This window comes from Terriglobus roseus, assembly GCF_900105625.1.
GTDB lineage: Bacteria > Acidobacteriota > Terriglobia > Terriglobales > Acidobacteriaceae > Terriglobus > Terriglobus roseus_B.
The window spans coordinates 989,399-1,008,759 of sequence record NZ_FNSD01000001.1; the positions used below are offsets into that span (position 1 = coordinate 989,399).

At 57.8% G+C, this 19,361-nt stretch carries 14 protein-coding genes; 9 read left to right on the forward strand and 5 right to left on the reverse strand.

Annotation, left to right across the window (positions count from 1 at the left end):
- Window positions 1-1,230, reverse strand: coding sequence for an efflux RND transporter periplasmic adaptor subunit (locus tag BLW03_RS04000; RefSeq protein ID WP_244502187.1), 1,230 nt, complete (start codon window positions 1,228-1,230; stop codon window positions 1-3).
- 113 nt (window positions 1,231-1,343) lie between these two features.
- Here BLW03_RS04000 and BLW03_RS04005 point away from each other — a divergent pair, with 113 nt between their 5' ends.
- The 4 genes from BLW03_RS04005 to BLW03_RS04020 all read left to right on the forward strand — a co-directional run bounded on the left by BLW03_RS04005 (window position 1,344) and on the right by BLW03_RS04020 (window position 6,662).
- Entirely contained in the window at window positions 1,344-1,991 is a 648-nt protein-coding gene (locus BLW03_RS04005; RefSeq protein WP_074652451.1) for a TetR/AcrR family transcriptional regulator, read from the forward strand.
- Between the two features lie 180 nt (window positions 1,992-2,171).
- Entirely contained in the window at window positions 2,172-3,416 is a 1,245-nt protein-coding gene (locus BLW03_RS04010) for a pyridoxal phosphate-dependent aminotransferase (RefSeq protein ID WP_074652452.1), read from the forward strand.
- 265 nt (window positions 3,417-3,681) lie between these two features.
- On the forward strand, window positions 3,682-4,200 hold the full coding sequence (locus BLW03_RS04015) for a (2Fe-2S)-binding protein (protein WP_074652453.1): 519 nt from the start codon (window positions 3,682-3,684) through the stop codon (window positions 4,198-4,200).
- Window positions 4,200-6,662, forward strand: coding sequence for a xanthine dehydrogenase family protein molybdopterin-binding subunit (locus BLW03_RS04020; protein WP_074652454.1), 2,463 nt, complete (start codon window positions 4,200-4,202; stop codon window positions 6,660-6,662). The genes BLW03_RS04015 and BLW03_RS04020 overlap by 1 nt, the downstream gene beginning before the upstream one ends.
- Window positions 6,663-6,737: 75 nt before the next feature.
- On the opposite strand, the gene BLW03_RS04025 is transcribed toward BLW03_RS04020, so the two are convergent.
- The 3 genes from BLW03_RS04025 to BLW03_RS04035 are packed head-to-tail and all read right to left on the reverse strand — an operon-like array spanning window position 6,738 to window position 10,002.
- On the reverse strand, window positions 6,738-7,973 hold the full coding sequence (locus tag BLW03_RS04025; protein WP_074652455.1) for an ABC transporter permease: 1,236 nt from the start codon (window positions 7,971-7,973) through the stop codon (window positions 6,738-6,740).
- A complete protein-coding gene (locus BLW03_RS04030; RefSeq protein ID WP_074652456.1) occupies window positions 7,970-8,698 on the reverse strand; it encodes an ABC transporter ATP-binding protein in 729 nt (242 codons plus the stop codon). Before BLW03_RS04030 ends, BLW03_RS04025 begins: the two co-directional genes overlap by 4 nt.
- Before the next feature lie 11 nt (window positions 8,699-8,709).
- Window positions 8,710-10,002 carry an efflux RND transporter periplasmic adaptor subunit gene (locus BLW03_RS04035; protein ID WP_170834952.1) on the reverse strand — a complete coding sequence of 431 codons (1,293 nt, stop codon included), beginning with the start codon at window positions 10,000-10,002 and terminating at the stop codon, window positions 8,710-8,712.
- Here BLW03_RS04035 and BLW03_RS20295 point away from each other — a divergent pair.
- From BLW03_RS20295 to BLW03_RS04055, 4 genes are all read left to right on the forward strand, one after another.
- A complete protein-coding gene (locus BLW03_RS20295; protein WP_170834953.1) occupies window positions 10,001-10,450 on the forward strand; it encodes a hypothetical protein in 450 nt (149 codons plus the stop codon). The genes BLW03_RS04035 and BLW03_RS20295 overlap by 2 nt on opposite strands.
- A gap of 352 nt (window positions 10,451-10,802) precedes the next feature.
- Entirely contained in the window at window positions 10,803-11,705 is a 903-nt protein-coding gene (locus tag BLW03_RS04045) for a sugar phosphate isomerase/epimerase family protein (protein ID WP_074652459.1), read from the forward strand.
- A 73-nt stretch (window positions 11,706-11,778) separates the two neighbouring features.
- Window positions 11,779-12,837, forward strand: coding sequence for a cytochrome C (locus BLW03_RS04050; RefSeq protein WP_074652460.1), 1,059 nt, complete (start codon window positions 11,779-11,781; stop codon window positions 12,835-12,837).
- Window positions 12,834-14,432, forward strand: a complete 1,599-nt coding sequence (locus BLW03_RS04055; protein WP_074652461.1) for an acido-empty-quinoprotein group A — start codon at window positions 12,834-12,836, stop codon at window positions 14,430-14,432. The genes BLW03_RS04050 and BLW03_RS04055 overlap by 4 nt, the downstream gene beginning before the upstream one ends.
- A 135-nt stretch (window positions 14,433-14,567) precedes the next feature.
- Here the strand turns inward: BLW03_RS04055 and BLW03_RS04060 are convergent, their stop codons facing one another.
- Entirely contained in the window at window positions 14,568-17,414 is a 2,847-nt protein-coding gene (locus BLW03_RS04060; RefSeq protein WP_244501951.1) for an FG-GAP-like repeat-containing protein, read from the reverse strand.
- A gap of 1,137 nt (window positions 17,415-18,551) precedes the next feature.
- Between BLW03_RS04060 and BLW03_RS04070 the strand changes: the two genes are divergently transcribed.
- Window positions 18,552-19,358, forward strand: coding sequence for an SDR family NAD(P)-dependent oxidoreductase (locus BLW03_RS04070; protein ID WP_074652464.1), 807 nt, complete (start codon window positions 18,552-18,554; stop codon window positions 19,356-19,358).
- The last annotated feature ends 3 nt before the right edge of the window (window positions 19,359-19,361 follow it).

A 19,361-nucleotide genomic window follows, 5' to 3' on the forward strand; every position in this document is an offset into this window, starting at 1 on the left:
TTACCTCCCCGCGCCGGCGGAACCTGCATCGGGATCCGATGTGGGGGCAGACTCTGCTACTGCCGCGTGCGGGCTGACCGGCATGCCATCCTTCAGCTTCTGCAACTGATCCATAATTACGCGGGTCCCAGCGGGAACACCGCTCTTCACCACAACGTTCTTACCCGTCTCATCGCCCAGCGTTACGTTCACCACGTGAACCTTGTTGTCACCCGACACGGTGTAAAGCTGCTTCTGTCCCTGCAGGTCCATAACGGCAGCCTGCGGCACCGTAAGGGCACCATGAACGACCTGGGTATCTGCTGAGACGCGACCGAACTGACCGGGGCGCAGAACATTGCCGGGATTCGGGAACGTCGACGCGATGCGGATGGCACCGGTCTGCTGGTTCATCTGCCGGTCCACGAACAGGATGTGACCCTTGTGCGGATACGCCGTGCCGTCAGCCAGCGTGAGTGTCAGTGGCAGGTTTGCAGCGCCCTTCAACAGGTCACCTCTGCCACCCGTTGCACGCTTCGTCAGCCCCAGGTACTCCGCATCGCTGATGGAGAAGTACACCTTGACCGGATCAAGCTGGGAGACAGATGTCAGCACGCTTTGCGCATTGACCAGGTTACCTACCTGCGTTGTTGCAGTACCTGCAACACCGGAGATCAACGACCGAACCTGCGTAAAGCCAAGATTCAACTTCGCCGTCTCAACCTGAGCCTCGGCGGAAGCGATCTGAGCCTTCGCGGCTTCCACGTTTGCCTGCTGCGCTGCCAATTGCTGCTTGTCGTTGTCCAACTGGCTCTGAGCAATCGCGCGTTGCTCTGCCAGAGGGGCGTCTCGGTTCACATTGATTTGTGCCAGGCCGAGGTTCGCCTGCGCCTGAGCGAGAGCTCCCTTGGCCTGACCGACCGCGCCCAGTGCCTGATCGACCAACGCCTGGAAGGGCCGGGGATCGATCTGGAAGAGGACCTGGCCCTTCTGCACCACGGAACCTTCGCGGTAGTTCTGCTTGACCAGGTAGCCGCTTACCTGCGGCTGAATCTGCGCGTTCACAAAGCCATCCAGCGTTCCGACCCACTGGTTACCGAGGGCGACGTCGCTTTGCTGAATCGTCACAACGGAAACTGGCATGGCGCCCCCTGCGGCCGGAGCGGCTGGCGCCTTCTGGTCGCAACCAGAGAGCCAGAGAGTGCCCAGCACAAGCGTTGTCAGGCCAGTCGCCTTCAACACCGTGGGCATTTTGGTTTGGGGCCGACGGGCGGCAGCGGACACGGTCATTCAATTCCTCCAGCATTTGGGGGCGCGATTAAATACATACACGCATGCATCTTTCATGAGATTCTTCTGGGGCGATGCTGGATTCAACCCATTACACCGATTTACCTCAGGACCTTCACCTCAGAGAAGGACGCACGCAGGAGCGATCGCTCCTCACAAGGCAGCAACTCATCGACGCAGCGCGTCAGGTCTTTGCACGCGACGGGTTTGAAAAGGCGAGCATTCATGACATTTCGTCGCTCGCAGGCAAGACCCGCGGAGCCTTCTACACGCACTTCGAAGGCAAGGAAGATGTGTTTTTCGCCATCTTCGAGCAGTACCTCGCAGACGGCCAGGAACAGTTCCGGCAGCGCCTTCAGGATGCGCACACCCGCGAAGAACGCATCGCCGCGCTGGCTGCACACCTTGTGGACATCGTGGAAGATAAAGAGCGCTCCCTGCTTGCCCTTGAATTCAAGATGTACGTGCTTCGTCATCCTCAAGACCAGCCACGACTGACGGTTCTTCATGCTGCCGTCTGTCGCCGCGGCTGCAGCACGCATGTTGAAGAGTTACTGCCCGAACTCTTCCTGCCGGCTGGCTCTATCGAGAACCGGCGACAGGTGGCGCAGATCGGAGCGATTGTGGATGGCCTTGCGCTGAACCGGCTTTTCGATCCGGGCAGCCTGGACACCGAGACCCTGCTTACGCAGGCCTCGGCTGGCATACAGGCACTCATGTAGCGCTCTTGAATCGAGCGCTCACCTTAACAAGAGTCGAAAAAGAATCGGGACTACGCTCCCTTGCCTTGGCTCGAGGAACACAAACACGCAATCGCCGCCCCGCTTCTAAGGCAGCCATGCTTAGATTAGGTGTGCGGATAAAGCAGCGATGCCACGCCAGACGCTGCACCTAGAGCAAACATGAAAACAGTAAATAAATCACGGAAGTTGGATCACGTCCTGTACGACATTCGCGGCCCCATTATGGACCGTGCCAGGCAAATGGAAGATGAAGGGCAGAAACTCATCAAGCTCAACATCGGCAACCTGGCTGTGTTCGGCTTCGATGCGCCCGAAGAAGTGCAAGTGGACATGATTCGGAACCTTCCGAACTCGGCAGGTTATTCCGACAGCAAAGGCATCTTCGCCGCTCGCAAAGCGGTCATGCACTACACGCAGACGCAGGGCGTGCAGGGTGTCACACTGGAAGATATCTACCTGGGCAATGGCGCGTCTGAATTGATCGCCATGGCTGCGAACGCGCTGCTGGATGACGGCGATGAGTTGCTGCTCCCTGCTCCTGACTATCCGTTGTGGACGGCCGTCACCAGCCTGTCAGGTGGTACGCCTGTGCATTACGTCTGTGATGAGGCAAACGGTTGGCACCCCGACCTGGACGACATTCGCTCGAAGATCACGCCGCGCACCAAGGGCATCGTCGTCATCAACCCGAACAACCCCACAGGCGCGGTCTATCCAGACCACGTGTTGCAGGAGATCGTGACCATCGCCCGCGAACACGGACTGGTCATCCTTGCAGATGAGGTCTATGACAAGGTTCTTTACGACGACATCCGGCATACCGCGCTGGCAAGTCTTTCGACAGATGTCTTGACCTTGACCTTCAATTCCCTCTCCAAGAGCTACCGTGCCTGTGGTTATCGCGCCGGTTGGATGGTGGTCTCAGGCAACAAGGCGGTTGCGGCCAACTACATCGAAGGCTTGAACATGCTGGCGAACATGAAGCTGTGCGCCAACGTGCCGGGCCAGTGGGCGATCCAGACCGCGTTGGGTGGCTATCAGAGCATCAACGACCTGGTGCGTGAAGGTGGCCGGCTGCGTCGTCAGCGCGACCTGGCCTATGAACTGCTCTCGGCGATTCCAGGCGTCACCTGCGTCAAGCCACAAGCGGCGCTCTATATGTTTCCGCGGCTGGATCCTAACGTCTATCCCATTCAGGACGACCGCAAGTTTCTGCTGGAACTGCTGGAAGCCACGCGCGTGCTGGTGGTCCAGGGGACAGGCTTTAACTGGTCGCGATCGGATCACTTCCGCATCGTATTTCTGCCACATGAGTCCGACCTGCGAGAGGCCATTGGCCGCATCGCAAAATTTCTCGCGGATTATCGCGAAAAATACTCGACGGATCCAGTCGCGCTCGCGTAAACACGACGGGCGCGCTGGGCGTGTCTCACCGATTCCGGAGAGCTGCCGGTTTTAGCGGAGTCGTGCGGGAATTGCAGTGGTTCCGACCGAATCTGGCGATCAGGCTCGCGATCTTTCCTTCGCCCGCGGAGTGCTTGACTGGCGCTCGCCAGGCCTCGGGTGCGTACTGTTGGCGAAAATACGTGATTTCCGACTCACTCAAGCTGTAAAGTTTATGGCGCGAGCGATTTGTGCAGGAAAACTGCAGAACAAGTCCGGAGGGCAAATGCAGACGATCAAGGTAAACGGCAAGATGCGCGAGGTGAAGTCTTCGCAGGACACACCGTTGCTTTACGTCCTGAAGGACGAGTTGTCCGTCTCAAGTCCCCAGTTTGGCTGCGGGCTGGCCCAGTGCGGTGCGTGCTCCGTCCTGCTGGACGGTAAAGAGATAAGGTCCTGCATCACCCCCGTCTCGCAGGCTGCAGGCAAGGAAGTCACCACGATCGAAGGGCTGCCAGAGCGCTGGGCCAAGCATAAGAAGACGTCCACGACACCGGGCCTCCTTCACCCCGTTCAAGAGGCGTGGATTGAGCAACAGGTCCACCAATGTGGCTTTTGCCAGAGCGGCATGATGATCAAGGCCACGGAGCTATTGGAGAGCAAGCCAAAGCCGACTCTGGATGAGATCAAAGAGGCCTTCACGACCTCGGGACCGTCGCCGCACCTGTGCCGCTGCGGAACCTATCTCGCGATCGTAGACGCAGTTCGACATGCCTCGACTCTGATGACGAAGGGACAAGCCTAATGGAACAGCTTCTGGAAGCACTGACAGGGGAAGTCTACGGAGCGCAGCCCGAGGCTCTGACATCGGACGTTTACGGAGCAAAGCTGACACGTCGTGGCTTCGTCAAAGCGGGCGGCGCTTTGGTGGTGGGCTTCGGCCTACTGCGCGGCGGCGTTGCCAGGGCAGGCACCGGTCGTGCCGACGGGAATGCTTTTGATCCCGGTCTGCCGCAGTCATGGATTGAAATCCATCCGGACAACACGGTGCTCTACCGCACAGGCAAGAGCGACTTTGGCCAGGGAACCATCTACACCGCATACAAGCAGATCATCGCGGATGAACTCGACGTCAGCTTTGAAGCCATCACAACGGTTGTCACCGCCGATACCGACACCACTCCCGAAGGTGGCGGTACCTTCGGTCTACTGGGCGAGGGCATTCCGAACATCCGTAAGGCTGCAGCTTATACCCGAGAGGCGCTTCTGCAGTTAGCCTCACAACGCCTCGGCGTGCCGAAAGATCAACTGAAGACGGCCGATGGCATCGTCTCGGGCGGCGGAAAGAAGGTCTCATACGGCGACCTTGTGAAAGACGGGAACTTCCAGCTCACCATCCCCGTTGGCGGAGACCTCACCAGCATCTTTGGCCTACGCATCACGGGCAATCCGCCGCTGAAGCCAACCAGCGAGATGAAGGTCGTTGGCAAGTCCTACAATAACAGCAACATCGCCAGTAAGGTCAAGGCGGAAGAACTTTGGGTCACGAACGTGAAGCTACCGGGCATGATGCACGGTCGCGTGGTGCATCCGGGCACGCTTGGATCGCACCTGGTATCCGCTGGAACATTGGATAAGACGAAGTTCCCGAACACCCAATTGATCGTGAAGGGTGACCTCGTCGCAGTAGTCGCACCGACTGAGTGGGAAGCGGTCCAGGCCTCCTGGCAAGTCGCCGGTGCCACAAAGTGGACGGAGTGGAAGGGATTGCCCGGCAAGGACAAGCTCTACGACCATCTTCGGAACGAGTCAGACTGGAAGACCGCGCCAGTCGCAAAGGGCCGCAAGAATAAGGGTGATACGAAGTCAGTGATGGAAGCCTCACCCAAGAAGCTTGAGGCGACTTACCGTCTGCCGTACTGGAAGCACGCTCCCATCGGACCAACGCTTGCCGTGGCTGACTACAAGACCGATGGCTCCGTCGTGGTGCATACCCATACCCAGAACGCCCAGGCCCTGCGCGGACAGCTTGCGAAGATGCTGGGCACGTCGATCAACAATGTTGTCGTCAAGACCTATTCAGGAGCTGGACACTACGGTCGCTCGAACGGCGGTAATGCAGGTGCCGAAGATGAGGCGGTCATCCTCTCGAAGGAAGTCGGCAAGCCCGTGCGTGTGCAGTGGATGCGCAACGATGAGATGCAATGGTCGACGCAATCCCCGGTTGCTTTCGCGGATGTGAGGATCGCTGTCGACGCCGGTGGAAAGATCTCAGCCTATGAGATCGACCACTTCATGCCGGCAATGCAGGACGATCGGCTGATCGGCGCTGTCATCGCTGGCTTGCCTACCATGAACGCGCCGAGTGAGAAGGGTGCCATCCTTAATGGCATTGGGAATGGCCCTTCGGACGACTGGCTTTACGCCGCGGTCCCCGCGTTGACCGAGCGCGCACATGGCACCTACCAGATTGGTCAGCAGAAGTCTCCGGTATCCATCGGTATTCGTGACCACACGATGCGAACGCCGGGGCAGTTCCAGCAGAACTTTCCACGCGAAATGGCGATGTCGGAAGCTGCAGGACTGGCAGGGGCCGATCCTCTGCAATTCCGCCTGGATCATGCAAAAGATGAGCGATTGATCCAGGTCTTGAATCGTCTCAAAGTGGAGTCCGGATGGGAGGCGCGGCCCAGTCCGTCTGCTGCCTCAGCGTCCGGCATTGTGCGAGGTCACGGGGTCTCAGCAATGCTCCGCTCCGGCACGTATTGGGGCTGCGCCTGCGAGGTTTCGGTGAACCAGGCGACCGGTGCCGTGAAGGTGGACAAATACACCATCGTGCTCGATCCAGGCATCGTGGTGAATCCTGACCAACTGAAGCGGCAAGTTCAAGGGGGTGCCATGATGGGGCTCAGCATCGCTCTTCACGAGGAAGTTCCCTTTAACGAGAGCGGCATCACCGCAACTGATTGGTACTCCTATCCCATCCTGACGATGGCAGAAATCCCTGAGTTCAAGGTGGTTCTGCTGCACCGCCCCGAGTTCGGCACGATGGGTCAGGGGTCGGAGGCTGCGAATGCACTCGGTGCCTCTGCGATTGCATCCGCAGTCTATGACGCAACCGGAAAGCCCGTGCGCCAGATACCGCTTCGCCCTGCTTATGTGAAACAGATGCTGGCCGGCAACTCAGACATCAATGCCATCCCACCCCGTCACGATGAACCAACGAAAACGGGTTCGTCAGCTCCTCCCGCAACCAGCGCGCTCTAGGCATTGCGGAGGGGCCTCGCTCTCGCCTGACCATGAGGATCACCGCCTAGTCTAATGGCGGTGATTCCCTGCTCTCTATTCGAAGCGCAGCGCCTCGATGGGATCGAGCAGCGCGGCCTTGCGCGCAGGATAGAAGCCGAAGCCTATTCCCACCAGCGCGGAGAACAACACAGCGAGCAGCACCGCGTTCAGGCTGATCACGGTGCGCCACTGAGCAAGATGCGAGACAAGCAGCGATCCGGCTACACCAATCACCACACCGATCACGCCGCCTGTCGCAGAGAGGGCTGTCGCCTCCACCAGGAACTGCAGGAGGATATCCGCGGTCTTCGCTCCGACGGCAAGCCTCAACCCGATCTCCCGCGTGCGCTCACGAACTGAGACGAGCATGATGTTCATGATGCCGATCCCACCTACGATCAGCGAGACCGACGCCACGGAGGCGAGCATGAGTGACATGACCCGTGATGAATTCGCTTGCGCCTTGAAGACCTCTTCCAGATTTCGCATGGAGAAGTCATCCGCCTCCCCCGGCAACAGGTGATGCCGCTGCCGCAACAGGCTACTCGCCTCATCCTGCGCCGCATTGATGCTGTTGTTTGCCGACGCCTGCATCAGTACCGCGTCCACCGCGTCAGCGTTCGCTGATTTGAAGCCAAGCACCTTCTGTTTCGCAGTGGAAATCGGCAGCAGGATCACGTCATCCTGATCCTGCCCGCTGGCCGACTGCCCCTTCGCAGTCAACACCGCTGCAACGAGAAACGGTACCTGCTTAATCCGGATCGTGGAGCCGACTGGATCGGACTGCCCAAACATCTTTGTGGCCACCGTCGGCCCGAGCATTGCGATCTTGGCCGCACGGTCGACATCCTGTTCCGTAAACAGATCCCCGCGTGCTGCGCCAATCTCACGGATCTTGAAGTACGCCGGGGTCGTCCCGATCACCGTGGTTCCCCAGTTCGTGCCCTCCGAAACAACGGTGGCGGCCCCACGGACCGCAGGCGCCGCGTAACGGATATGCGAACAACAGGAACTCAACTCCCTTGCGTCCGCGAGCGTAAGTGTGGTCGCGCTTCCCGTTCCCAGTTGCAGGCCCGACGTTGTAAGACTGCCAGGGATCACAATGACGAGATTGCTGCCAATGCTCGCGATCTGCTCGCGCACTCGCTCGCTCGCACCAGTTCCCACGGCAACCGTTGCAATCACAGCGGCGACACCAATGACGATACCCAGCATCGTCAAGGCACTGCGAACGATGTTCACCCGGATCGCAAGGAAGGCAACACGAATGATTGACAGTGCATGCATCATCCCCGAAGCTCCAGAGCATCCGGCGCGCCGGCGGGGAGAGCGGGACGCTCATCGGCGACAAGCATGCCATCCCGAAAACGCAGGATGCGTTCGGCATAGGCGGCCACCTCGTCCGAATGCGTCACGATGATTACGGTGATCCCGCTGGATTGCTGAACCTTGCGGAAAAGCAGCATGATCTCCTGGCTTGTCGCGGAATCAAGCGCCCCGGTGGGTTCATCGGCCAGAATCAGACGCGGCTGGTTGATCAGCGCACGTGCAATGGCAACTCTCTGCTGCTGGCCTCCGGAGAGTTGCGTGGGTTGATTGTGCATTCGTTGACCTAATCCCACAGCCTCGAGTGCCTTCATCGCCATGGCGTCAGGATTCTCAACCGGACGCGAAGTGTACAGCAACGGCAGCTTCACATTCTCCAATGCCGACGTACGCGCCAACAGGTTGAAGTTCTGAAAGACGAAGCCAATCTTTTCGCTTCGTATGGCTGCAAGCTCATCCCGTTGAAGCCCACCCACGGATTGACCATCCAGCAAATACTCGCCGGACGTAGGCCGGTCCAGGCAGCCGAGAATGTTCATGAAGGTCGACTTCCCGGAGCCGGACGGTCCCATGATGGCGACAAACGAACCTTCCTTAACGGTCACGGATACGTCGCTCAGCGCATTCACCTGAACCTCACCCAGGTCGTAGACCTTGCTGACGTGCCGGACTTCGATCACGTCTCCCATGGTGGCCGACTTTAAAATGGCCGACGGCCTGGTGGGCCCGGCGCAGCGCTGGTGGACTTGTCGGGGCTGTCCCGCACAATCACTTCATCGCCAACCTTCAGTAGGTTCGAAGTGACCGCTGTGTATCGCCCATCCGTCAGACCGGGGACGACCGGAACGACCGTGACAGCCTCTCCAGAGACGAGATAGAGGCGAGCTGCGTCTCCCTTGGCAGACCCCATGGGGCCAATCGCCTTGGTGACAGCAACACTCGGACTGTAGCGCAGCGCTGCATTCACCACACGCAGCACACGATCCTGCTTCGCGGTAAAGATCGTGACTTTGGCCGTCATGCCTGGAAAGAGTTTGAGATCCTGGTTTGGCACGGTTACGACGACATCGTAGGTCACAACGTTCTGCGCTGTAATCGGAGCTCTGCGCACGCTAAAGACGGTTCCCTGGAAAGTTCTTCCGGGGTAGGCATCGACAGTGAAGGTGGCCGACTGTCCGGTCTGCACAACACCCACATCCGCCTCATCGACGCTGGTGTCCACCTGCATCTTGGTAAGGTCCTCGCCGATGTCAAAGATATCCGGCGCCTGGAAGGACGCAGCGACCGTCTGCCCCACATCAAAGTGCCTTGCAATCACCGTGCCGGAGACAGGTGCAACGATACGTGTGTGCTCGAGATTGATGGATGCCTGTCGTAGCGCTGCCTGGGACTGCTGCAGCTGTGCGGCCGCGCTCCTCCGCTGTTCCTGCACGGTGCGAATATTCGCCTGCGCCGCCGTCAGGTTCAACTTCGCAGCTTCCACTTGTGAGTGATCGGCATCCACCTGGGCCACGGCGGCGGCATATACCGCCTGTGCAGAGTCGCGAAACTCTTTTGAGACAACACTCTGTTCGTAAAGGCCATTGGCGCGGTTCCACTGCAGTTCCAGATTTTGAAGCGTGGCCGTGTCTTTCATGACGATAGCTTCTGCATTTTTAAGCGATCCATTCACCGCGCCCGCATCCGCTTCGGCCTTTGCAATCTGCGCCTCTGCCGCTGTCACCGCGCTCTCCTGCTGGCGAACGGTCGCAGCCGCAGCATCCACCTCTGACTCAAAGATGGACGGATCGATCTGGGCGATGAGCTGCCCTTTCGTTACCCGCGTGTTGAAGTCGGCATACAGGGCTTGAATGTTTCCCGAGACCTGGCTGCCCACCTGAACGTTGACGACCGGATTGAGATTGCCAGTTGCTGTGACCACCGACTGAATGCTGCCCATCTCGATCTTGGCTGTGTCGACGCCAAGGCCTATGTCTCTGATTCGCAAACGCATGGCCGCAAAGCCTGCAACGATGAGGACCGCGATCCCGATCATTAAATTGAGCTTCCACCTGCGCAGGAAGAAGCCTGCCTTCAACGGGGTAGGTAACAGGGTGATTGCCGAAGCGTTACTGACCGGCGGAAGCGGCTCTGCTGTTGCCGTTTTGCTCAGGACGCTTACGGGCTCATCAGAAGTGATCGGTTCCAGATTCATTCTGTCCATCAGATCGGGATGCGAGATCAACCGATCGCCTTTCACCAACGGAGCCTTCGCGCGTGCGGTGAGCATGGTGATCCGGCGGCGATGCCGTAGTTTCACAAGCTCGTCCCGCCGCTTTGCTCCGGAAAAGGTCGCCGGCCGCGGAAGACCTCGATACATTCAGAACACCGGCGCAACGATCGACGGCGTGTTGCCTTCGAAGTCCATGATCAACATCTGTCCGCAATCACATGGCTTCTGATCCAACAGTAGGGCGGGCAGGGCAAGACTGCTGTGATAGGCATCACAGGTGCCTTCACGTGACTTCGTCGCAGCGAGCGGTCAAAAATTACGTGAGCCACAGTCGCGTACGCTTCATGGCGCTCGCACACGCGTTAGAACCCATCTCGCTGTAAAGGAATCGGGAAGGATAGTGAGCTGGTGTGTTCTGCGCCAGTGGCATTGGAATCTTTCGCCACAAGCGCGGACCCGCGTCAATGTCTACCTCACTGTCGAGATGTGGTACGAGCGCAACCTGCGCTTGCGATGAAACCCGCGTTGCGAAGATGACCATTGTCGCCGTAATCGATGAAATGCGAAGATCGAAGCCAACCATGATGAATCGTCGAAGCTTTCTGCAGAACGCCGCCGCACTCACCGTGATGTCTTCCCTGCCTGCCCGAGCGAGCACACGACTGCCGATCCGTATGGCGGTTGAGTACAACATGCTTCCCGATAATCTGCCGATCCAGCAGCGTTTTCAGCTCGCCAAAGATTGCGGGTATCAGCAGATCGAATGCCCCACGACATCCAATCAAGTCGATGCAGAGGCCATGAAGGCTGCTTCGGAAAAGGTGGGCTTGCCGATTCATTCCGTGATGAACATGGACCACTGGAAATACCCTTTTACCTCCGCCGATCCAGCAGTGGTGGAGAAGAGTCTCGAGGGCGCGCGCACTTCAATTCGCAATGCGCATCTGTGGGGTGCTTCAACAGTTCTGCTGGTACCCGGTGTGGTGAACGCATCAACCTCCTACCAGGACGCCTACATACGTTCGCAGGCAGTCATCCGCAAACTGATTCCCCTGGCAGAGGAATTGAATGTAACGCTTGCGCTTGAAGAGGTTTGGAACAAGTTCCTGCTTAGTCCGTTGGAGTTTGCGCGTTACATCGACGAATATCACTCCCCGCGCGTCCGCGCCTACTTCGATGTCGGCAACGTTGTGCTGTACGGATACCCGCAGGACTGGATACGCACGTTGGGCAAGCGTATCGTCAAGCTCCACATCAAAGACTTCAAGTTTCTGCGCGGTAAGGGTGGCGCGGACTCCGTAGCTCGCTGGGTCTCTCCAGGCGATGGCGACATTGATTGGATCGCCATCCATACGGCACTCAGCGAAATCGGATATCAAGGGACCGCAACTCTCGAACTGGATCCCGGAGATGCGAAGTATCTGCAGGAGATGCGGCACCGCTTCGATCTCATCTTGTCCGGCGAAATGCGTGCCAGGGCGTAGCAGGGCTTACCTGCAAATGCCGGTCCCAAGTATCATTCACCTCATGCAATGGCCTCGTCTTTGTCTCCTGCTAATGGCTGGCATCGCACCCCTGGCTGCGATTGGGCAAGAACCCAGTGCGTCACTGCCGGACGCTCCCCATCGCGACACGGTGCAGCGCGCCTGCTCAGGCTGTCATACGGTTCAGATGTTTGCCGGGCGCAGGATGACCCGGCAGCAATGGGGCACGACCGTCTCGAACATGATCGGCCGCGGAGCGAAGATCTCCGACGACGAGTTCGATCAGATTGTCGGCTATCTCGCGACGACATTTCCCTTGAACGGCTCGTCTACCGCCAGCACGCCAACTGCGGCGCAGACCAAACCCGCCCGCAAGCCCAGCCTGATTGATCAGGCTGGTGCTGACGATAAGCAGGTTGTCGATGAGGAGGCCGCCGCGCGTGGCAAGACGGTCTACATTACGGGGTGCATTACCTGTCACGGAACGCGAGCACGCGGCGGCAGTCGCGGTGCTGATTTGCTGCGCTCTGTGCTGGTCCTGCATGACCGCTATGGCAGCACGCTCGGGCCCTACCTTGCCGAAGGACATCCAAAGAGCAAACCGGCGATTCTGAGCAAGGAGCAAGTGACGGATCTATCGCATTTTCTCCATCAGCAGATTAGCGATACGTTGCGCACCGGGCCGTATAACAATCCGCTGAACATCCTGGTGGGCGATGCCCGGGCGGGCAGGCTTTACTTTGAGAACACGGGCGGCTGCACGCGGTGCCACTCGGTCACGGGCGACCTGCAACATATCGCCAGTAAATACGATGCACCTGCGCTGCAGCAAAAGATCGTCTTCCCCGATAACCGCGCAATTACCAAGCAAGGGACAGCATCGCGTCAACACGGTGCCATCACGGTCACCGTCACAACCCCCTCAGGGACGTCGGTAACGGGTGAGCCCACCGATATCGACGACTTCCATGTCTCCCTGCGCGACGCTGCGGGACACTACTACAGCTTCACCCGCAGCGCTGACCTCAAGGTGGAGAAGCACGACCCTCTTGCCGGTCATCAAGCATTACTCGACACATACACCGATATGGATATCCACGACTTGGTGTCGTATCTGGAGACCCTGCAATGAAGCTTCTTTCAACACTCTTCCTTGCCCTGCTCTCTCTCGCCTCCGTGCATGCAGCAAGTCCACAACAGCAGACGGGCGCAGCGCTGGATCCAGCCGCGTTAGTGCATCCGACTCCAGATTCGTGGCCGACGTACAACGGGGATTACTCCGGTCGCCGTTTCAGCGCGCTCCATCAGATCAACGATAAGAACGTGAAGTCACTGAGCCTGGCGTGGCTGTACCAGTTACCCAACCTTGGGGAGGGGCTGGTGCGCCGGCTGGCTGGCACGCCGGTGGTTGTCAACGGCGTCATCTACATCACAGTGCCGGACCATGTTTGGGCGATTGACGCGCGGACCAGCAAGCCCTTGTGGCACTACGCGTGGGCATCCAAGGGCGGGATCCATCTTGGGAATCGCGGCGTCGGCATCTCTGGCGAGTCGTTGTACTTCGAGACACCGGACTGCAACCTCGTTGCCCTGAACATAGCGGATGGCAAGAAGCTTTGGAGTCAGTCGATCTGCGATCTGGACCAGATGTATTACGCATCGGTCGCGCCCCTGGTCGTGAAGGATCATGTCATCACCGGTGTGAGTGGCGATGACCTGGATCGACCCGGGTTCCTTGAAGCCCATGATCCAAAGACAGGCGCACTGCAGTGGCGCTGGTCAGTGGTGCCAAAGCCGGGCGAGCCGGGGTCTGAGACATGGCCGAACGCGGATGCGATGGCCCACGGTGGTGGCATGACCTGGATCTCCCCCACCTACGATCCGGAGTTGAATCTCATCTACATCGGCACAGGTAATCCTCAGCCAGTGATTGCCGCCAGTGGACGCAATGGCGCCAATCTTTACACAGAGTCCATCGTGGCTCTCCATGCCGATACGGGAAAGATGGCTTGGTACTTTCAACCTTCACCGCACGATACCCACGACTGGGACGCGGTGCAGACGCCAATCCTGTTCGATGGCGTGATCGCTGGCAAGCCGCACAAACTCCTGGCGCAGGCAAGTCGTAATGGTTGGTTCTTCGTACTCGACCGCGAGTCAGGAAAAAATTACGTTAGTTCCGAATTCGTCAAGACAAACTGGACCACAGGTGTGGACTCCAAAGGACAACCGATTCCCAACCCCGCCAAGGAACCGCAGATCGCCGGCGCACTCGTCACCCCCGACGCTTCGGGCGGCGTGAACTGGGCGCCTTCCACATTCAGTCCGGCGACTGGCTTGTTTTACGTGAACGCCACACATTCGTATTCGATGTTCTACATCTTTGACGACAGCGACAAACCCGAGGGCTGGGGCGGCCACGAGATGGGCCATTGGACTCAGGCCATGCTGCAAGCCGTGGATTACCAGACCGGCAAAATTAAATGGAGCCACAAGTGGGAGACACCAGGCGGCGAGAGCGGCCTGCTGAGCACTGCCGGGAACCTTGTGTTTGCAGGAGACTCCAACAACAATCTCATCGCCCTGGATGCGACCGAGGGCAAACCGCTCTGGCATGCCAACCTGAGCACAGGTATGTCGAATGGTCCCATCACCTATGAACTGGATGGCCATCAATACCTTCTTGTGGGTGCCGGCGACAAGCTCTTCGCTTTCGTCATGAACTAAGAGAAGACGGCAGACGCAAGGTCCTGTCGTTGATCGGATTCACACAGCGCCTTTTCTCGCACCGAGCAATTGATGATCGACTTCCATCATGCATTCAGTGAAAAGAAGGGCGCCCGGTAAGGCGCCCATCCATAGTTAGTTGATGCCCAGCGTAGTGTTCCACGAGTAAATCTGGATGGCCGAAGTCAACGCGCCCGTTCCGGCTGTGAAGCCGATATAAGCAGTGTTTCCTTGGACGGCATTCCGTAGATTGACCTGCGTCTTGTAGGTGAAGGTGTTCGTTGCTCCCGGATTGATGATCATCGTCAGCGTGGTGCCGTCGTACTTTAATTCGTAGTTGTTCGACCCGACAAGGTTGATGCTTGCCGGTAAGACCGTCGAAGCACCAGTCAGGGTGTCACCAGCATTGAAGAGCCCAACGGATGGCGCGCCCTCTCCGGAGTTGTTATAGAGATCGAACTTGAAAGCGATGCTGTTCGGAATGAAGTTGAAGCCGAGTTCGCCGCCACCGGTCCCCAAGGCTGTCGGGCCGCTGTTTTGCAAGGTGAAGGTGAAACCATCGGCTGCGGGTCCGGACGTATTGTTTTGCACGGACGCATTGAACGTCACATCGAAGTTGTTGATGTTGACCGGCGTCGTGCTCCATGCTGAGCCGGCCTCACCTTGCCCGCCGTCCACCAGCGAGATGCCGTTGCTCGTAGTAACAGCACTGCCATTGGTGGAAACAGGGTCGGAGGAATTCGGTTGATAGATGGTCACCTTGGGAGTGTAGAACCAGTCAAGAATATCGACCGTTGAAGTTAAACCCCCTGTGGCGCCCGTGAAGCCTACGTACGCATAGTCCGATCCGATCATCTGCACAAGATCAATGTTGTTTTTGGTAAAGGTATAGGACGCGTTCGTCGAAGTGTCTCGCAGGACAAGCACTAACTTGCTGCCGGTGTACGTCACCTGTGCATAGAACTGGTGACCGCTGTGCAGGTCAATGTTCGATGGAAGCATGGTCCCAGGTCCGGTAAGCGTGTCGCCAGCAGCATACACGCCAACGGAGTTGGCCCCTTCACCGGCGTTGTTGTAGAGGTCGAACTTCAGTGCCACGCTGTTGGGAATGAAGTTGAAGCCGAGCTCGCCACCAACAGACCCAAGAGCCGTCGGGGCAGAGTTCTGCAGCGTCAGAGTGAAACCGTCCGCATCAGGATTCGTGATCTGGAAGTCGAAAGACGTGGAGAAGGAACGCATGTAGAGTGGCGAGGTACTCCAGGCGGATCCTGCCTGATACTGTTGCCCATCCGTCAGGCGAAGCTTAGCCCCATTGAGAGCAGCCGAACCATTCAAGTGCAGACCCATGGCCGGTGAAAAGCCAGAGCCAGCCAGCACCGTGTTGGACTGTGTGCCTGACAGGTTGATGGTGTTGCTCTTAACGATTGAGATACCGTCAGGGCTGTACTGCGCGGTCACCTGATGAATCCCACCGCCAGCAAGCGTGAGGTTGCTGACCGTTGCAGTGGCTGAGCTTATTGCAGAAGCGAGGAACGTGCTCTTGCTCACGATGACATCCAGCATGCCATCGCTGTTTAGGTCTGCAGTAACAATGGCCCCGCCTGTCGAGGAGGACGTGTACGGACCAATAGCGGCATTCCTCGCGAAGGTGCCGTCGCCCTGTCCGAAGAGAAAGTTTACCGAACCGTCGAAGAAAACGAGGTCGAGGCGTCCGTCGCCATTCAAGTCACCAGTTGCTACTGACTGTGGTGTCCAGGTGATTGCATCGGTTAAGTTAACTCCAGGTTGAAACGTTCCGTCGCCAACTCCAAGGTTGACGTAGACAGCAGCAGTGGTCTGGAAGGGGTGCGTGAACGTTGGACGAATGTATGCGAGATCCGTGATGCCGTCTCCGTTGAAGTCTCCCGGAGTGATGGAGAACGCCCGTGCACCGTTATAGCTCGGGTTTACCGCTCGATACGGCTGAAAGGTGCGATTACCATTGCTCAACAGCATTACAAGGTCATTGCCCAAGACTCCATCACCATGGAATACAGTAGTGACGACGTCGTCAATCCCGTCGCCATTAAAGTCAGCGGAGGCAGAAGCACCATTGGAGATAGTGCCGCCAATGGAACCTTGCGCGATCGGCGTCTGGAACGTGCCGTCTCCATTGCCATAGCTGACATATAGATTCCCGGCATTAACGAACGCATAATCCGTCGCGCCGTCCCTATCGAAATCACCCAAAACTGAAGCCGAGCTGAGGCTTGGCGGGGTCGGTCCCTGAACAAATGTTCCGTCTCCTCTCCCCAGGAGAAGCGCGTTCAACAGGAGCACGTCCAAGTTGCCGTCAGCATTAAAGTCCGCGATCAACGCTGGGGAGCCGGCGCTCTGCGTATACAACACTGTAGGCGATTTGAAAGTGCCATCGCCGTTTCCAAGAGCCAGCGAAACTACCCCGGTTGAACTCTCAACTGAAAGCAGATCCACGATCCCGTCGCTGTTGTAGTCGTATGCCGGAAGGCCGGTCACAGTCGTAGCGACGGGAGCCGAACCCTGTACATAATTCAGGCTCTGAGTAGGGCCGGCGACAAGTGGTGCGGTTGCGATTTCAGAACTCGTGTAAAGGTCCTGGAATGAAACGGTCCCGGCAGGAGCAGTAGGGGTATTCGCCGTGATCGATGCTGTCAACGTGTACGGAGGAGTGCTTAGGGAGGGCGATGCAGCAAGAGTCATCGAGTAGGTCGGAGCCACGCCACCAGGCGTCGACGCACTCACAGTTAGAACCTGAACGACCGATTGACTATTGTTGCCCAGATTAGTGACGCCGGAAAAGATAGCCTTGAGAGAATGCGAACCGCCACCAAAGCGCGTACGCAAAACCGCGTTCCCGATGGGACCGGCGCCCTGGGTAATAATCTGGCTCGTACCAACGAGCCGGCTACCATCGTAGAACTTCACTTGCCCGCGGGAGACGACACCGTTGGAAGCGTCAAACACCTGTGCAGTTAGTGTTTCTAAAGTGCTTGCCGGGACTGTGCCGGGTTGGGAGATGGTGAGAACGGTTCTGGTCGTGCCTTGCGCGTTTGCTGCAACTGAGGGTATGAACGCGAAGGCCAGGCAACAAGCGAGGGAAAAGCGGCAGTACTGCATTAAAACTCCTTTGACGAATTGTTTTGTGCGGATCATCGCGTGGGCCGCCAGGCAGGACTTGAGCTAAGCACGAAGGGCATCCGAGATAGTAATGCGCTCTTCTGCGACCTGTCATGTCTCGAAGGAAATGCACGTGTGTTTGAAATGGATTTTGGTGACGAAAAGCTCAGATGCTGCCTGTGGATCAATCAGTCGCACCCACTCCCAGTAAAAAAGCTTTCTTGTCTCGGCCGTATACCCGCGGGAGTACCAGGTCACTACAAGCTTTGGTGACGGGATCGTTAAGGTGAGGTTAAGTTGTGTCGTATACACTCCAACACTCGGGGGTACAGGCCATACAGAGATCCGTCATCACCTCGGCACGCTGAAGACGATCGCCCGGCTGATGGTCTCCCAGGAGCAGAGCCAGTACTCAAGCTGCCCGCAGCGCTTCGTGCACACTCAGAACCGAGTTTCAGATGCAAGCCATAGATCTCGAATCCTGCCTTACTTTCGTCTACGCAAATCGTCTGGCCGCAGACATCCTGAAGGACAAAGCTCAGAAGCTCTTCGAGACATTGTCGTCAGTAAACGACAGCGTTCTCAGGGCGAGCCTTGAATATACCGCTCGTTCCTCTCTTTTGCGCGCACTGCGCCACGAGCGTCTGGCAAATTTACAAGAGCGCGATATGGGTTCCAGGTGTTATTGCAAGAGTCGCGCGCCGATTCATTGATCTGGACTCGTGGATTGAGATCGCAAATGTGGCACACACACCGGGGCAACAGCTTGGACCCACTGCAGACTTCTCCCTTCAATAGACAAATGCATCCGCAAGTTTGAAGTGGCCAAGATGTGACTTCATGACCAGGCCGATTTGCCGACCATTCCGGATAGCAGTGAGAAAATCTCACGAGCTCGGAGAGTCTTTTTTTGAATCTTTGGACCGACTGGTCTACTCTTCTCGAGCAGATCGCCAAGAGGCGTTTTTGAAAAGGAGAACAACGATGTCCAGCAACAAAGGTACCGCCCTCATCACGGGTGCTTCGACCGGAATCGGCGCGGTCTACGCCGACCGACTCGCGAAGCGTGGCTACGATCTGATTCTCGTCGCGCGTAGCAAAGAAAAGCTCGACGAGGTTGCAAAGGAAATCCACTCCAGCACCAGCCGTAAGGCCGAAACACTGCAGGCCGACCTTTCCGTCGCCGCCGACGTCAAGCGCGTTGCAGATCGCCTCGCTTCCGACCAGCTGATTACAGCGTTTGTGAATAACGCCGGCATCGCCTCAACCGGCAAGTTGTTGGAGTCGGACCCGGACTATCTTGATCAAATCATTCAGATCAACATCACTGCCTTCACGAGGCTCGCAATCGCAGCAGCAACCAGCTTCGCAAAGCGGTCCAGTGGAACTATCGTCAACATCGGCTCCGTCGTCGCATTGGCGCCCGAACTCTTGAATGGCACCTACAGCGGCAGCAAAGCGTATGTGCAGAATTTCAGCACCGCACTCAAGAACGAGCTAGCGGACAAAGGTGTCACCGTGCAGGTAGTGCTGCCCGGAGCCACGGCAACCCCGCTATGGGGAAAGTCAGGCGTGAACGTTCATACGGACCTCCCTGCCGAATGGGTTATGACCACCGAAGACATGGTCGACGCCTCGCTCGCGGGACTGGATCAAGGTGAGTTCGTCACGATTCCTGCGCTGCCAGATGTCGCAGATTTCGAAGCGTACGAAGAGTCGCGCCTGGCGCTCGCTCCAAGCTTGTCGCGCAGGGATCCAGCTCCCCGTTACGGCATAGGAACGAAGCGCTAAACA

Bases quoted from the DNA above. Each gene is read 5' to 3' on its own strand.
- BLW03_RS04000 (WP_244502187.1), bottom strand. From the start codon at position 1,230: ATGCCCACGGTGTTGAAGGCGACTGGCCTGACAACGCTTGTGCTGGGC.
- BLW03_RS04005 (WP_074652451.1), top strand. From the start codon at position 1,344: ATGCTGGATTCAACCCATTACACCGATTTACCTCAGGACCTTCACCTC.
- BLW03_RS04010 (WP_074652452.1), top strand. From the start codon at position 2,172: ATGAAAACAGTAAATAAATCACGGAAGTTGGATCACGTCCTGTACGAC.
- BLW03_RS04015 (WP_074652453.1), top strand. From the start codon at position 3,682: ATGCAGACGATCAAGGTAAACGGCAAGATGCGCGAGGTGAAGTCTTCG.
- BLW03_RS04020 (WP_074652454.1), top strand. From the start codon at position 4,200: ATGGAACAGCTTCTGGAAGCACTGACAGGGGAAGTCTACGGAGCGCAG.
- BLW03_RS04025 (WP_074652455.1), bottom strand. From the start codon at position 7,973: ATGATGCATGCACTGTCAATCATTCGTGTTGCCTTCCTTGCGATCCGG.
- BLW03_RS04030 (WP_074652456.1), bottom strand. From the start codon at position 8,698: ATGGGAGACGTGATCGAAGTCCGGCACGTCAGCAAGGTCTACGACCTG.
- BLW03_RS20295 (WP_170834953.1), top strand. From the start codon at position 10,001: ATGGCCGCAAAGCCTGCAACGATGAGGACCGCGATCCCGATCATTAAA.
- BLW03_RS04035 (WP_170834952.1), bottom strand. From the start codon at position 10,002: ATGCGTTTGCGAATCAGAGACATAGGCCTTGGCGTCGACACAGCCAAG.
- BLW03_RS04045 (WP_074652459.1), top strand. From the start codon at position 10,803: ATGATGAATCGTCGAAGCTTTCTGCAGAACGCCGCCGCACTCACCGTG.
- BLW03_RS04050 (WP_074652460.1), top strand. From the start codon at position 11,779: ATGGCTGGCATCGCACCCCTGGCTGCGATTGGGCAAGAACCCAGTGCG.
- BLW03_RS04055 (WP_074652461.1), top strand. From the start codon at position 12,834: ATGAAGCTTCTTTCAACACTCTTCCTTGCCCTGCTCTCTCTCGCCTCC.
- BLW03_RS04070 (WP_074652464.1), top strand. From the start codon at position 18,552: ATGTCCAGCAACAAAGGTACCGCCCTCATCACGGGTGCTTCGACCGGA.